The 13,897-nt window shown below is 70.2% G+C and carries 15 protein-coding genes; 12 read left to right on the top strand and 3 right to left on the bottom strand.

The window, feature by feature from the left end; genetic code table 11:
* Window positions 1-5 precede the first annotated feature (5 nt).
* A complete protein-coding gene (locus ACH4YL_RS11010; RefSeq protein WP_398506908.1) occupies window positions 6-461 on the top strand; it encodes an anthrone oxygenase family protein in 456 nt (151 codons plus the stop codon).
* A 72-nt stretch (window positions 462-533) separates the two neighbouring features.
* Here the strand turns inward: ACH4YL_RS11010 and ACH4YL_RS11015 are convergent, their stop codons facing one another.
* Both ACH4YL_RS11015 and ACH4YL_RS11020 read right to left on the bottom strand, forming a co-directional pair.
* On the bottom strand, window positions 534-1,964 hold the full coding sequence (locus ACH4YL_RS11015; protein ID WP_398506910.1) for a multicopper oxidase family protein: 1,431 nt from the start codon (window positions 1,962-1,964) through the stop codon (window positions 534-536).
* Between the two features lie 10 nt (window positions 1,965-1,974).
* Window positions 1,975-2,361 (bottom strand): SchA/CurD-like domain-containing protein, encoded by a 387-nt coding sequence (locus ACH4YL_RS11020; protein ID WP_398506911.1) that lies wholly within the window; start codon window positions 2,359-2,361, stop codon window positions 1,975-1,977.
* A gap of 361 nt (window positions 2,362-2,722) precedes the next feature.
* Between ACH4YL_RS11020 and ACH4YL_RS11025 the strand changes: the two genes are divergently transcribed.
* From ACH4YL_RS11025 to ACH4YL_RS11075, 11 genes are read left to right on the top strand one after another with little or no spacing between them, the layout of a single operon-like run.
* Entirely contained in the window at window positions 2,723-3,157 is a 435-nt protein-coding gene (locus ACH4YL_RS11025) for a cupin domain-containing protein (protein WP_398506912.1), read from the top strand.
* Window positions 3,154-4,431: a beta-ketoacyl-[acyl-carrier-protein] synthase family protein gene (locus ACH4YL_RS11030; RefSeq protein ID WP_398506914.1), complete on the top strand. Its 1,278-nt coding sequence runs from the start codon at window positions 3,154-3,156 to the stop codon at window positions 4,429-4,431. The genes ACH4YL_RS11025 and ACH4YL_RS11030 overlap by 4 nt, the downstream gene beginning before the upstream one ends.
* 2 nt (window positions 4,432-4,433) lie before the next feature.
* Window positions 4,434-5,666 carry a ketosynthase chain-length factor gene (locus ACH4YL_RS11035; protein ID WP_398506916.1) on the top strand — a complete coding sequence of 411 codons (1,233 nt, stop codon included), beginning with the start codon at window positions 4,434-4,436 and terminating at the stop codon, window positions 5,664-5,666.
* Window positions 5,667-5,713: 47 nt separating this feature from the next.
* Complete coding sequence (locus ACH4YL_RS11040) at window positions 5,714-6,181, top strand: SRPBCC family protein (protein WP_398506918.1); 468 nt, start codon at window positions 5,714-5,716, stop codon at window positions 6,179-6,181.
* A 10-nt stretch (window positions 6,182-6,191) separates the two neighbouring features.
* Window positions 6,192-6,653: an anthrone oxygenase family protein gene (locus tag ACH4YL_RS11045; protein WP_398506920.1), complete on the top strand. Its 462-nt coding sequence runs from the start codon at window positions 6,192-6,194 to the stop codon at window positions 6,651-6,653.
* A 28-nt stretch (window positions 6,654-6,681) separates the two neighbouring features.
* On the top strand, window positions 6,682-7,434 hold the full coding sequence (locus ACH4YL_RS11050; protein WP_398507332.1) for an SDR family NAD(P)-dependent oxidoreductase: 753 nt from the start codon (window positions 6,682-6,684) through the stop codon (window positions 7,432-7,434).
* Window positions 7,434-7,763: an antibiotic biosynthesis monooxygenase family protein gene (locus ACH4YL_RS11055; protein WP_398506922.1), complete on the top strand. Its 330-nt coding sequence runs from the start codon at window positions 7,434-7,436 to the stop codon at window positions 7,761-7,763. The genes ACH4YL_RS11050 and ACH4YL_RS11055 overlap by 1 nt, the downstream gene beginning before the upstream one ends.
* Complete coding sequence (locus ACH4YL_RS11060; protein WP_398506923.1) at window positions 7,753-8,064, top strand: antibiotic biosynthesis monooxygenase family protein; 312 nt, start codon at window positions 7,753-7,755, stop codon at window positions 8,062-8,064. The genes ACH4YL_RS11055 and ACH4YL_RS11060 overlap by 11 nt, the downstream gene beginning before the upstream one ends.
* Window positions 8,065-8,095: 31 nt before the next feature.
* Window positions 8,096-9,829 (top strand): acetyl-CoA carboxylase, carboxyltransferase subunit beta, encoded by a 1,734-nt coding sequence (gene accD, locus ACH4YL_RS11065; protein WP_398506925.1) that lies wholly within the window; start codon window positions 8,096-8,098, stop codon window positions 9,827-9,829.
* Window positions 9,826-10,353, top strand: coding sequence for an acetyl-CoA carboxylase biotin carboxyl carrier protein (accB, locus tag ACH4YL_RS11070; protein WP_398506927.1), 528 nt, complete (start codon window positions 9,826-9,828; stop codon window positions 10,351-10,353). The genes accD and accB overlap by 4 nt, the downstream gene beginning before the upstream one ends.
* Window positions 10,354-10,355: 2 nt before the next feature.
* Window positions 10,356-11,699 (top strand): acetyl/propionyl/methylcrotonyl-CoA carboxylase subunit alpha, encoded by a 1,344-nt coding sequence (locus ACH4YL_RS11075; RefSeq protein WP_398506929.1) that lies wholly within the window; start codon window positions 10,356-10,358, stop codon window positions 11,697-11,699.
* A gap of 71 nt (window positions 11,700-11,770) precedes the next feature.
* Here the strand turns inward: ACH4YL_RS11075 and ACH4YL_RS11080 are convergent, their stop codons facing one another.
* A complete protein-coding gene (locus ACH4YL_RS11080; RefSeq protein ID WP_398506931.1) occupies window positions 11,771-13,879 on the bottom strand; it encodes a multicopper oxidase family protein in 2,109 nt (702 codons plus the stop codon).
* Window positions 13,880-13,897 lie beyond the last annotated feature (18 nt).

The raw sequence follows: 13,897 nt of genomic DNA on the forward strand, positions 1-13,897 counted from the left end.
GCGTCATGACCGAGGTGCTGGGGACAGCGGTTCTCCTCGGCAGCGGTCTCACCGCGGGCGTGCTCTTCGCCGTCGCGCTGAGCGTCCTCCCGGCGCTCTTCGCCATGGAGACGGGCACCTACGTGTACGCGCACAAACTGCTGGGCCGCAACTGGGACCCGACCATGCCGGTCGTCGTCCTCACCACCACGCTGCTCGCCGCGGTGCTCGCCCTGACCGCCGACGACGGCGCGGCCCAGAGCCTGTTCGGCGCCGCCGCGGTACTGCTGCTCGGCGTTTCCGCCGTGTCCCATCTGTGCAATGTCCCGATCAACCGCCGGGTGAAGTCCGTGGAGAACCCGGACGAGCTGCCCGCGGACTGGGAGGACCCGCGACCGCTGTGGCGGCGCTGGCATCTGCTCCGCACGCTGCTCGCGGTGCTGGCCCTGGCGCTCAACGCCGTGGCGGTCACCGCGCTGTGAAACGGCCCTGTACGGAACATGCGAAACGGCCCTGTACGGAAAATCCGTACAGGGCCGTTCGCTGTGCCGGTCTCAGCCGACGATCTCCATCTGGCCCATCATGCCCATCATCTGATGGCCCAGCATGTGGCAGTGGTACATGTACGGCCCGGTGTAGTCGGTGAACCGCAGCGCGATCTCCGCGGACTGCCCGGCCATCACCGTGATCGTGTCCTTCAGCCCGGCCTCGTCCGGTCCCGGAGCCCGCCCGTCCCGGCTCAGCACCCGGAACTGCTCCAGATGCGGATGGATCGAGTGCGGTATGCCGAGCGAGTCGGTGTTGCGGATCGTCCACACCTCCGTGACGTTCAGCCGCGGACGGATGTCGATCCGGTTGATGTCGAACGCCTTGCCGTTGATGAGATGTTCACCGCTCGCCGGGTCGAAGGCGAGATGCAGATCCCGCCGCACCTGCGGTGTGCCGAGGTCCGGCGCCGGACGCAGGGCTGGCGGCACCGAGCTCGGGTCGGCCGCCGTGCGCACCACGTCGAAGCGCATGACCTCCGGCGTCTCGCCCTCGAACGCGGCCAGATTCTCCAGCACCAGCTTGCTGCCCACCGGATAGCGGGAGAAGTCGACGACGACCTCCTGGCGCTCGCCGGGCCACAGCCCCAGCGCACCGGTCGGCGCGGGTGCCGGCAGCAGTCCGCCGTCGGTCGCGATGTGCACCAGCTCGCCGCCGGCCTGCGTGCCGTCGTTCAGCCGCAGGAAGAAGCCGCGCTCATTGGCGGTGTTCACCAGCCGCAGCCGGTACTTGCGGGCCGCCACCTCGAAGTACGGCTTGGGACGGCCGTTGACCAGGATCGTCGGCCGGTCCTCCGGCTTGTGCATGTCGTAGACGAAGGCTCCGCCGCCGTCGAACTTGGCGTCCCGCAGCTGCAGCACCACGTCGTACTGCCCCTTGGGCAGCGGCAGTCCCTCCTCGAACCGGTCGGTGAGGAGATAGGTCGCCGCGAGACCGCGGTAGATGCTCTCCGCGTGCGCGTGATGCGTGTGGTCGTGCATCCACAGCGTCGACGCGCGCTGCGTGTTCGGATAGAAGTAGCTGCGCCGCTCGCCCGGTTCGATCTGGTCCCGGGGATGGCCGTCGGAGCGCACCGGGACATGGCCGCCGTGCAGATGCAGCGCGAACGGCTCGGCCAGCCGATTGCTCAGCTCGACCAGTACGGGACGGTCCCGGCGGGCCACGATCAGCGGGGCCAGCGCGCCGTTGAAGCCGCGGATCCTGGTCCGGGTGCCCGGCAGGATCGTCACTTCCGCTTCCCGCGTCGCCAGCTGGTACAGATCGTGGCCGGCCAGCCGCATCGGCCGCAGCGGCTTCGGCACCGTCAGCGGCACCGTGAACGGATCGGTGGCGGCGGCGACGGCTTTGCCGGGCCGCCCGCCCACGATCAGTCCGGCGGGCGCCGCGGCCAGCAGCCCGACGGCCGCGCCTCTTCTGAGTAACTGCCTGCGGTTGAGCACGAGTTCTCCCTCAGTTGGCGGACGGTGCCGCCGCGTCACGTACGGACATCTGCGCCATGCAGGTGAGCAGGGACCGCTTGAACGTGGCCACGAAACCCTCGACGGTGTCCGTCTCCCGCGGCCTGGTCAGATAAGGAGCGAGCTTCTCCTCGACCTCGCGGACCCCGGGCTGGGTGGCCATGTGCCGTGCGATGGCGTCCAGATCGCCCTCGTACTCGATGACGCGGACCATGGTGTCGTCGCGGATGAAGACGGCGGTGGACAGAATCCGGGCCGTCTCGCCGCCTTCCTCGCGCTTGACGACAGGAGACCCCACCCGGCGGAAGTTGCCGAAGATCTCGGTGAGCTCCTTCTCGTAACCGGCCTTGATGTCATAGGTGATCGCGGCGAACGGCATGACAGCTCCTTCGGTGGGCGAGTCTGGGGGGTGTCTTTGGGATCTTGCCGGGCTCGCGTGCCCTGGCACGGCACCTCGCTGCGTTGTCGTCAGTCGCCGACGCTCCGCGTCGGCTCCTTCCTCCGCCTTGCGATGCACCACGCCAGACCCCGCTCACTGATCCGGCCTGATCCCAAAGACACCCCCCGTCAGACATCACGCCGCACCCCGCTCGCTCGGTGCTTGAGCGCGAGTACACCGGTTCTCCGCCGGGCCGAGGACGCGTTTCCGTCGCTTTTGCGTCAACGCGGCTTCGAGCCGCCCTGTAGGTACGGCTGCGAACGTATCGGCGCTGGAGAACAGGCTGTTGAGGAGGCGGGCAGTGACCACCGAGATCACGCGGACCGTCCGGGTCCACGCCGACGAGGTCGAGCACAACACTCGGCGCGGCGGGGACATCCGGACGACGCTCAGCCCCAAGACCGTGGGGTGCACCTCCGGTTTCGGCGGAGTGCTGAGCCTGGAACCGGGCGACTTCATAACGACGCACTATCACCCGTACTCCGAGGAGTTCCTGCATGTCGTCTCCGGGGAACTGGAGATGACCCTGGACGGGACGCCCATCAGCCTCGGGCCGGGCGACTCGTTGCTGGTACCCATCGGAGTACGCCACCGACTGGTCAACACGGGCACGGAGACGGCGCACGCCGCGTTCCATCTCTCCCCGCTCGCGCCGCGTCCCGAGCTCGGGCACGTGGACATCGAAGAGGTTCAGCGGCCGCAGGAGCCCAATCCTCAGGTGGGCGGTGCCGCGTGAGCCGCAGCGCCGTCATCACCGGGATCGGGGTGGTGGCGCCGGGCGGGGTGGGCCGGGAGGCCTTCTGGGACCTGCTGTCCGCCGGACGCACCGCGACCCGCAGAATCTCGCTCTTCGACCCGAGTTCCTTCCGGTCCCAGGTGGCCGCCGAGGCCGACTTCGACCCGGTGGCAGCGGGACTCTCGCCGCGCCAGGTGCGGCGGATGGACCGGGCCGCGCAGTTCGCGGTGGTCTCCACGCGGGAGGCCGTCGCGGACAGCGGATACGACTTCGCGAACACTCCTCCCGAGCGCATCGGCGTCAGCATCGGCAGCGCCGTCGGCTGCACCATGGGCCTGGAGGAGGAGTACGTCCTGCTCAGCGACGCCGGCAAACACTGGCTGGTGGACCACACCTATGGCGTGCCGCATCTGTACGGATACATGGTGCCGAGCACGCTCGCCGTCGAAGTGGCGTGGGAGGTGGGCGCCGAAGGACCTGTCGCGCTGATCTCCACCGGCTGCACCTCAGGACTGGACTCCATCGGCCATGCCATCCAGCTCATTGAGGAAGGCACCGCCGACGTCGTGCTCGCGGGCGCGACCGACGCGCCGCTCTCTCCGATCACCTCGGCCTGTTTCGACGCCATCAAGGCCACCTCGCCGAGCAACGACGACCCCGAGCACGCCTCGCGGCCGTTCGACCAGAACCGCGACGGGTTCGTGCTCGCCGAGGGCTCGGCCGTGCTGGTCCTGGAGGAGAAGGAGGCCGCGCAGCGCCGCGGCGCCCGGATCTACGGCGAGCTCGTCGGCTTCGCGGGACGCAGCAACGCCTTCCACATGACCGGCCTCAAGGCCAATGGACGCGAGATGGCCGAGGCGATCAAGGTGGCCCTCGACCAGGCCAGGCTCGCGCCGACCGCCGTGGACTACATCAACGCCCACGGCTCCGGCACCAAGCAGAACGACCGCCACGAGACCGCCGCCTTCAAGCGCTCGCTCGGCGAGCACGCCTACGACGTGCCGGTCAGCTCGATCAAGTCGATGGTGGGCCACTCCCTGGGCGCCATCGGCTCCATCGAGGTCGCGGCCTGCGCACTCGCGCTGGACCGCCAGGTCGTGCCGCCCACCGCCAACCTCCGGACCTCCGACCCGGAGTGCGATCTGGACTATGTGCCGGTGACCGCTCGCGAGCACCGGATGGACGTGGTGCTCAGCGTCGGCAGCGGCTTCGGCGGCTTCCAGAGCGCCATGCTGCTGGCCCGCCCGGGCGTGGTCGAAAACGGGAGGAGCTGACGGTGAGTACCACCGCTGCACAGGCCCCGGTCGTCACCGGCCTCGGCGTCGTCGCGCCGACCGGGCTCACCGCCGAGGCCCACTGGGCCTCCGTACTCGCCGGCAAGACGGCCATCGGACGCATCAGCCGCTTCGACCCGTCGACCTATCCGGTGCGACTGGCCGGTGAGGTGCCGGACTTCGTCGCCAAGGAACAGGTCCCGAGCCGGCTGATCCAGCAGACCGACCGCTGGACCCATCTCGGTCTCGCCGCCGCCGAGGCGGCGATCAACGACGCCGACGTGGTCCCGGCCGAACTGCCCGAGTACGAACTCGCCGTGGTGACCGCCAGCTCGTCCGGCGGCACCGAATTCGGCCAGCAGGAAATGGAACGCCTCTACCAGCACGCCCCGGACTGGGTCGGCGCCTATCAGTCGATCGCCTGGTTCTACGCCGCCACCACCGGCCAGGTCTCCATCCGGCACGGACTGCGCGGCCCGTGCGGCGTCATCTGCAGCGAACAGGCCGGCGGGCTCGACGCCATCGGCCAGGCGCGGCGGTTGATCCGCGGTGGCTCGCGGCTCGTCGTCACCGGCGGGACCGACGCGTCGCTGTGCCCGTACGGCCTGACCGCGCAGCTCTCCACGGGCCGGCTGTCCACCGTGCCCGACCCGGCGCGCGCCTATCTGCCGTTCGACTCCGAGGCATCCGGCTATCTGCCCGGCGAGGGCGGCGCGATGCTGCTCGTGGAGAGCGCCGAGGCCGCGGAAGCCCGCGGCGCCCAGCAGATCTACGGCCGGATCCTCGGGTACGCGGCCGGCTTCGACCCGGCACCGGGATCGGAGCGCCCGCCGGCCCTGCGCCGTACCATCGCCGCCGCCCTCGCGGACGCCGGAGTCGAACCGGCCGCCGTGGACGTCGTCTTCGCCGACGCCTTCGGCGTCCCCGGCGACGACCTCGCCGAAGCCGAGGCGCTCACCGAAGTGTTCGGCCCGCGCGCCGTCCCGGTGACCGCACCCAAGACGCTGACCGGCCGGCTGTACGGGGGAGGGGCGGCGCTCGACGTCGCCACCGCGCTGCTCGCCCTGCGCGACCAGATCGTCCCGCACACCGTGGGACCCAGCGCACCGGCGCCCCGGTACGAGATCGACCTCGTCCTGGGCGAACCGCGCCGCAAGGAACTGAACACCGCGCTCGTCGTCGCCCGCGGCCACGGCGGCTTCAACGCCGCGCTCGTCGTCGGGCGGGCCGGCTGACACCACACAGGCACACCGACTATCCGGCAATCCGGGAGGAGGCCACCATGGCGGGCCACACCGACAACAGCATTGTGATCGACGCCCCGATGGATCTGGTCTGGGACATCACCAACGATCTGAAGGGCTGGCCGCAGCTCTTCAGCGAGTACGCCTCCGTCGAGGTGCTCGAGGAGAAGGGCTCCGAGGTCACCTTCCGGCTGACCATGCACCCGGACGAGGACGGCAATGTCTGGAGCTGGGTCTCGCGGCGGATCCCCGACGCGGAAGCCAGGACCGTGCACGCGCACCGCGTCGAGACCGGTCCCTTCGAATTCATGCGCATCTACTGGGAGTACATCCAGGAGAAGGACGGCGTGCGGATGCGCTGGGTCCAGGACTTCCACATGAAGCCCGAGGCACCGGCCAGCGACTCCGGCATGACCGAACACCTCAACCGCAACACGGCCGTCCAGATGAACCTCATCAAGCAGAAGGTCGAGGCCGCGGCGGCGAGCCGGACCGCGGCGGGCTAGGAGGAAGCAGGTGCTCGCCTTCCTGGTCCCGGTGGTCGTGCTGCTCAACGGGCTTGCGGCCGGAGTGCTGTTCGGCACCCAGCTCGGCGGCTGGCCACTGCTCGCGGCGCTGCCGGCCGACCGCTATGTCCACGCCCACGCCTTCTTCGCCACCCGCTACGACCCGGCGATGCCGCTGTGCCTGCTCGGCACGCTGATCGGCGATGTCGTGCTGGCGGTGATCGCGCCCGACGCGCCGGTGCGCGCCCTGTTCATCGTCGGGGCCGTGCTCGCCGCCATCACGGTCACCATCTCGCTCACCAAGAACGTCCCGGTCAACAAGTGGGTGCAGACCCTCGATCCGGACAATCTGCCCGACGACTTCGAGGCGAACGACCCGCGCTGGAACTGGGGCGCGTGGAACCAGCGGCGCAGCGTGATCACCGTGCTCGCCCTCTTCGTCAACTGCACGGCGCTCGCCCTGCTGCTCTAAGGCTCAGACGATGCTTACGGAGGAAACCATGGATCTCGGCCTCAGGGGCAAGAAAGCCCTGGTCACCGGCGGCACCCGAGGGGTGGGCCGAGGAATCGTACGGGCGCTGGCAGAGGCCGGCGTCGATGTGCTCACCTGCTACCGGCAGGAGAGCGAGGCGGTGGCCTCGCTGGAGAACGAACTCAAGGAGACGGGCGGAGCACACCATGTGGTGCGCGCCGACATCGCCTACCCGGAGGACGTCACCGCCCTGATCGAGCACGCCCGTACCGAGTACGGACACCTCGACCTGGTGGTCAACAACGCGGGCGCCATCAGCCACATACCGTACGAATCCCTGTCGCTGGAGGAGTGGCGGCGCATCGTCGACACCAATCTCACCGGCTCCCATCTCGTCGTCCAGAAGTCCCTGCCGCTGCTCGACGCCGGATCGTCCGTCATCAGCATCGGATCGAAGGCCGTCGACGCCGGCATACCGCTGCGCTCCCACTACACCGCCACCAAGGCCGCGATCGCCGGTCTGAACCGCTCGCTGGCCAAGGAGTTCGGCGGCCGCGGCATCCGGTTCAACATCGTCGCGCTCGGTGTGGTGGAGACCGAGAACCTGTACGCGCTGCCCGAGGACCAGCAGAAGCTGATGATCGAGCGGTACAGCGCGAAGACGGCACTCGGCCGCCTCGGCACACCGGACGAGGTCGCCGGCGCGATCCTGTGGCTCGCCAGCGATCTGGCCCGCTATGTCACCGGCGCGACGATCAGCGTGGACGGAGGGATCTCCTGATGTCCTCCACCGTCTTCCGGGTACTGCTGCGCATGGACATCGAGCCGGGACGCGAGGCGGAGTTCGAGCGCGAGTGGCTGGCCGGCACCGACGCCGTCACCGGCCACCCCGCCAACCTCGGCCAGTGGCTCTCCAAGGCAACGGACGCGGAGAGCAGTTACTACATCATCAGCGACTGGGTCGACGAGCCGCGGTTCCGCGCGTTCGAGGAGAGCCCGGCCCATCTGGAACACCGCGCCAAGCTCCACCCCTACCGCCGCGGCGGCGAGTTCCACACCATGCGCGTCGTCACGCACATCGAGGGCAAGGCGTCCGCGGATGCCCGGTGAAGTGCGGGTGCTGGTCTACCAGGCGGCCCACGACGAGGAGCAGCTCCAGGCGGTGCGCGCGGCGTACCACCTGGTCAGCAAGCGGCTGGCGGCGGTCCCCGGGATGCTCGGCAACGAACTGCTGCGCTCGCCGGCCGACCCCACGGCCCTGATCGTGGTGAGCCGCTGGGTGGACCTCGCCGCATTCCAGCGCTGGGAGCAGGGCGACGGGCACCGCGAGGACACCGCGCCTCTGCGTCCGTACCGAGACACCCGGCTCGCCGTGCCGTTCGGCATCTACGAGGTCGATGCGTCCTACTGAGGCGATGCGTCCTACTGAAGGGCAAGTTCCGATGACCACCACCGCACGACCGGCCAGGACCGCCGCGGAGAGCGAGCCGGCGGCCTGGGTGACCTGCTCCCAGTGCCGTTCCCTGGTCTACGGCAAACGCTACATACGGCTGCTGCAGGTCTGTCCCGAGTGCGGCGCGCACGCCCGCCTCGACGCCCCGAGCCGGATCCGACAGCTCTTCGACGGCGGCACGGCACAGCCGGTCTCCGTGCCCGAGACCCTCAACAACCCCCTGGACTTCGTCGACCAGCGGCCGTACGGCGAACGCCTCGACCAGGCCCGCCGCAAGACCGGCCAGCGCGACTCGGTGCTGGTGGTGCGCGGCCGGATCGACGGACGGCCGCTGGTGGCCGCCGTCATGGACTTCCGCTTCTTCGGCGGCAGCCTCGGCGTCGCCGCCGGAGAGGCCATCACCACCGCCGCCGAGACCGCGCTCAAGGACCGCACGCCGCTGCTGATCGTCACCGCCTCGGGCGGCGCGCGCATGCAGGAGGGCGCGCTGTCCCTGATGCAGATGGCCAAGACCAGCAACGCGCTCGCCGAACTCGACGAGGCGGGACTGCTCACCGTCACGCTGGTCACCGACCCGACCTACGGCGGGGTCGCGGCATCCTTCGCCACGCTCTCCGACGTGGTCGTCGCCGAGCCCGGCGCGCGAATGGGCTTTGCCGGGCCGCGGGTCATCGAGCAGACCATCCGCCAAAAGCTCCCGCCCGGCTTCCAGACCGCCGAATTTCTGCTGGAACACGGCCTGGTGGACGACGTCTGGCAGCGCACCGAACTGCGCGCCAGGCTCAGCCGGCTGCTGGCGGCCACCGAAATGCCCGGCGCCGCCTGGGGCACGGGCGAGGAGGACCCGGTCGTCCGGGACAGCCAGCTCCTCGACCAGCTGCCGGCCTGGGAGTGCGTGCAGCTCGCCCGCGAGGCGGGCAGGCCCACCGCGCTGGAGCACATCGGCTACTGGCTGGACGGCTTCGTCGAACTGCACGGCGACCGCGCCGGCGAGGAGTGCACCGCGATCGTCGGCGGCATCGGCCGGCTCGACGGACTGCCGGTCATGGTGATCGGACACCAGAAGGGCCACAACACCGCCGAACTCGTCGGCCGCAACTTCGGCATGCCGTCGCCCGCCGGATACCGCAAGGCCGCCCGGCTGATGCGGCTCGCGGCCAAGCTCGGCATCCCCGTGGTCACTCTCATCGACACTCCCGGCGCCTACCCGGGCCTCACCGCCGAGGAGAGCGGCCAGTCCAACGCCATCGCCGAGAACCTGCGGCTGATGGGCTCGCTGCCCGTGCCCGTGGTGGCCGTGGTGACCGGCGAAGGCGGCAGCGGCGGCGCACTCGCGCTCGGCGTCGCCGACCGCGTGCTGCTGTGCGCCAACGCCACCTACTCGGTGATCAGCCCCGAAGGCTGCGCCGCGATCCTCTGGAAGAACGCCGCCGAAGCCGCCGTCGCCGCCGACGAACTCGCTCTCGACGCGGCCTCGTTGCTGCGCCTGGGAGTCGTCGACGGCGTCATCCCGGAGCCGGAGGGCGGCGGCCATCTCGACACCACCCGGATGAGCGACGCGGTACGCCGGGCGGTCGTCGTGGCGCTGCGCGAACTGCGCGGCACCAATGAACCCACCTCGCGCCGGGCCCGCTTCCGCGCCTTCGGCCTGGCGGACGGCGCGCATCTGCAGACATCGACAGGCGCATCCGCAACGGCAGGCACTACGGAGAGAGACCGATGACCGAAGTCACCAAGGACAGCGTGCGAAACGGGTCCGGCGACCCGCTCGCCGGACTGGACTACGACACCAGTGGGCTGGCCCTCACCGACATCTGCCGCTCCATCGCGGAGGTCGTACGGGTCGGACCGAGCCACCCCCGCCGGGTACGGGTGGCACTGGGCGCGGCCAGCGTGGAGGTCGAATGGGACGAGGGCCAGAGCGGCCCCGGAGCCCTCTCGGCCACCGCCGCGCCGGCCCGCGAGGAAGAGGAGTCGCTCGACGGATTCCGCGAATGCGCCCCGCTGGTCGGCACGTTCTACGCCGCTCCCGCACCGGGCGCACCGCCGTTCGTCCAGGTCGGCGACCATGTCGAGATCGGCCAGCAGCTCGGCATCATCGAGGCGATGAAGCTGATGAACCCGCTCGAGGCCACCCGGCCCGGCAAGGTCGTCGAGGTGCTGATCCAGGACGGCGAGCCCGTCGAGTACGGACAGCCGCTCGTGCTGCTCGACCCGACGGACTACCGCGGCGACAAGGAGGACTGACCGTGGCCATCGACACCGTCCTGGTGGCCAACCGGGGCGAGATCGCCCTGCGCGTCATCAGGTCCTGCCGCGAGATGGGCATCCGCACCGTCGCCGTCCACTCCACCGCCGACCAGGACAGCGCCCATGTACGGGCCGCCGACGTCGCCGTGCAGATCGGCCCCGGCGCGCCGCGCAAGAGCTATCTGTCCGCGCCCGCGGTGATCGAGGCCGCGCTGCGCACCGGCGCGGACGCCGTCCACCCCGGCTACGGCTTCCTCTCCGAGGATCCCGACTTCGCCGAGATCTGCGCCGACAACGGCCTTGTCTTCATCGGCCCCAGGCCCGAAGTCCTCTCCCGGCTCGGCGACAAGGCCGTGGCACGTGCGCTGATGACGGACGCCGGGCTTCCGGTGCTGCCCGGCAGCCCGGGCACCGTGGACAGCGCCACCGAGGCCACCGACCTCGCGAACCGCATCGGCTATCCGCTGATCATCAAGGCGGCCGCGGGCGGCGGCGGCCGGGGCATGACCGTCGTACGGCAGTCCTGCGACCTGCTGCCCGCCTACCGCCAGACCCGGGCCACGGCACAGGCCGTCTTCGGCGACAACCGCGTCTATCTGGAGCGGTTCTGCGACAGCGCCCGCCATATCGAGGTGCAGGTGCTGGCCGACGGCCATGGCTCGGTGCTGCATCTCGGCGAACGCGACTGCTCCGTACAGCGCCGGCACCAGAAGCTCATCGAGGAGAGCCCGGCGCCCGGGCTGCACCCGGGACTGTCCGAGGCCATGGCCAAGGCGGCGGTGCGCGGCGCCCGTGCGGTCGGCTACACCGGCGCGGGCACCTTCGAGTTCCTCGTCCACGACGAGGGCTTCTCCTTCATGGAGATGAACTGCCGCATCCAGGTCGAACACCCGGTGACCGAGGCCGTGTTCGGCGTCGACCTGGTGCGCGAGCAGATCCGGGTCGCCGCCGGCGAGGCCCTCGGCTACCGCCAGCAGGACCTGGTGCCGCGCGGCACGGCGGTCGAGTGCCGGGTCAACGCCGAGGACCCGGCCCGCAACTTCGCGCCGTGCCCGGGCACGCTGGAGGAGTTCGTGCCGCCCGGCGGGCCCTTCGTCCGCGTGGACACGCACGGCTACTCGGGCTGGCGGGTGCCGTCCCAGTACGACTCGCTGCTCGCCAAGGTGATCACCTGGGCGCCGGAGCGCGGCCAGGCCCTGGACCGGATGGACCGGGCGCTTGCCGAGTTCCGCGTCGCGGGGCCGGGGGTGCACACCACGATTCCGCTGCTGCGGGACGTGCTCGCCGACCCGGTCTTCCGCGACGGCAAGCACAACACCTCGTTCCTCGACGAGCGCCGCTGAGCTCCACGCACACCGCGTACGCCGAAGGCCCGGCCCCCTTTCGGGGCCGGGCCTTCGGCCTGGACCGGAGGTCACTCAGGCCGGTTGTGCTTGTCTCCGCCGACCGCGTACGGAGTGGTGACGCCCTCGTACGTCAGATGCATCACCATGCCGAGACCGGTGTGGACGAAGTTGTGGCAGTGGTCCATCCAGATCCCGGGGTTGTCGGCCTTGAAGGCGACCTCCCACTTCTCGCCGGGCCGGACGTTGATGGTGTCCAGCCAGACCGGGCTGCCGGTGGTCTTCTTGCCGTCCTTGCTCAGCACCAGCATGTGGTGGCCGTGCAGATGGATCGGATGGTCCTCCTCACCGCGGTTGATGAACGTGGTGCGGACCAGATCGCCCTCCTTGACCATCAGCATCGGCGCGTCCGGGAACACCTTGCCGTTGATGGTCTGGCGCAGACCGAACTTGCCGTTGTAGAAGCCCAGCCAGTCGTCGAAGACCAGCTTGAAGCTGCGCTGGGTCTTGGTGTCCGCGGTGAAAGGCGTGGTGGCGGACTCGCCGTAGCCGGTCAGGTCGAACTCCGGTCCGTCCAGCTTCGGTTCGAGCTCGCCCTTGCCGTCCGGCGAGAAGAGGATTCCCGCGCCGGCCGCCGCCGTGTCCGTGAGCCGGACCGGTGAGGCGGGCATGGTGAACTCGACGTCGACGCGCTGGGCGCCGCCCACCACGAGGAGCTCGTCCTTGAGCTCGCCGGGCTTGTTGATGTCGGTGCCGTCCAGCGCGCTGACCTTGAACGGGACTCCGTTGAGCCCGAACGACTTGGTGAGGTTGCTGGAGTTGACCACCCGCAGCCGGACCTTCTCGCCCGCCTTCGCGGTGCGCCGCTCGAGCTTGTCGGAGGTGCCGAACGCCGGGAACGTGCCCTGCGGCGTCTCCCAGTCGTGGGCGACGACGGTGACGTCCTGGTCGACGGGGCGCGGCTGCTCCGCCGGCTCAATCACCAGCGGACCGAACAGACCGCGCTTGACCTGCTCGGACGCCTGCTGGTGCGAGTGGTACCAACGGGTGCCGGACTCCTCCACCTTGAACCGGTAGGTGTACGACTGACCCGGCTGCACCGCGTCCTGGGTGGCTCCGGCCACTCCGTCCTCACCGTTGGGGACGTCCACGCCGTGCCAGTGGACGGTGACCGGGATCTCGCCGGGCAGCTTGTTGGTGAGCCGGATCTCGACCAGCTCGCCTTCCTTCATGCGCAGTTCGGGGCCGGGGATCTGCCCGTTGTACGTCCATGCTGTGAAGGTCCTGCCGGATGCCAGCTTCACCTCCTTCTCCTGCGCGGTGAGGTTGAAGACCCGGTCCGGCTTGCCCTGGCGCGGGCCCTTGAGCGAGTCGACGCTCACGGGCGCTGCGACACCGGAGCCGCCGTGCATCTGCGGTCCGCCGGCGATGTGGTTGTGGCCGCCGGCCGGGCCGCCGCCGTAGTCGGGCTCGCCCTGCATCATCGAGAACGTGCCCGGCAGCTTGCTGCTACTCAGCCCGAAGGTGACCAGGCCGAAGACGGCGCCGAGCGCGACGACCGTGGTGCCCAGGCGTACGCCCCAGGCCCGGCCGCGCGAGCGCTGCACCGAGATGACACCGCTCGCCAGCCGGGCTGCCCGGCCCCTGGCGCGCCAGGTGAGCAGCGCGCCGAGCAGAACCAGCAGGCCGAGGCCCACCGCGAGGTTCAGCAGCGTGGAGCGGTGCGGCGGAAGGAATTTCTCGAAGAATCCGCCCAGCGCGCCGACGGCGGCGATCTGCGGCGGCAGCACTGTGCGCACCGAGGCCGCCCGCGCATGCTCAGCGACGGGCACCCGCGCGTCACGGTCGTCCACACTCCGCCTGGCCGCGGAGACCACCTTCGGCAGCGTGAGTACGACCGTGGCGAGGACGCCCGGCAGCAGCAGGACCAGGATGGTGAGCGCCCGCCGGTCGGCGACGAACACCCAGTCCATGGCGGCCAGTTGGACGAAGCCGACCACCCTGCCGACGGTGACCAGCAGTGCGAGGACGAGCAGTGCGAGGGCGATGCGTGCGGTGCGCCGCATCTTTCCGGCAGTCGGGCGGCCGGCCTGCCGTCGCACCAGTAACGCCGCGGCGAGCCACGCGGGGAACAGGACGAGGCCCAGGATGAAATCCAGCCTCGAAAGGGTCAGATACATGAGAGTTCTCCGGTGTCC

Source organism: Streptomyces sp. NPDC020681, from assembly GCF_044334895.1.
In the GTDB taxonomy this organism is placed as follows: Bacteria; Actinomycetota; Actinomycetes; order Streptomycetales; family Streptomycetaceae; genus Streptomyces.

Coding starts and splice junctions, on each gene's coding strand:
- ACH4YL_RS11040 (WP_398506918.1), top strand. CDS start 5,714: ATGGCGGGCCACACCGACAACAGCATTGTGATCGACGCCCCGATGGAT.
- ACH4YL_RS11050 (WP_398507332.1), top strand. CDS start 6,682: ATGGATCTCGGCCTCAGGGGCAAGAAAGCCCTGGTCACCGGCGGCACC.
- ACH4YL_RS11060 (WP_398506923.1), top strand. CDS start 7,753: ATGCCCGGTGAAGTGCGGGTGCTGGTCTACCAGGCGGCCCACGACGAG.
- ACH4YL_RS11080 (WP_398506931.1), bottom strand. CDS start 13,879: ATGTATCTGACCCTTTCGAGGCTGGATTTCATCCTGGGCCTCGTCCTG.
- accD (WP_398506925.1), top strand. CDS start 8,096: ATGACCACCACCGCACGACCGGCCAGGACCGCCGCGGAGAGCGAGCCG.
- accB (WP_398506927.1), top strand. CDS start 9,826: ATGACCGAAGTCACCAAGGACAGCGTGCGAAACGGGTCCGGCGACCCG.
- ACH4YL_RS11010 (WP_398506908.1), top strand. CDS start 6: ATGACCGAGGTGCTGGGGACAGCGGTTCTCCTCGGCAGCGGTCTCACC.
- ACH4YL_RS11055 (WP_398506922.1), top strand. CDS start 7,434: ATGTCCTCCACCGTCTTCCGGGTACTGCTGCGCATGGACATCGAGCCG.
- ACH4YL_RS11020 (WP_398506911.1), bottom strand. CDS start 2,361: ATGCCGTTCGCCGCGATCACCTATGACATCAAGGCCGGTTACGAGAAG.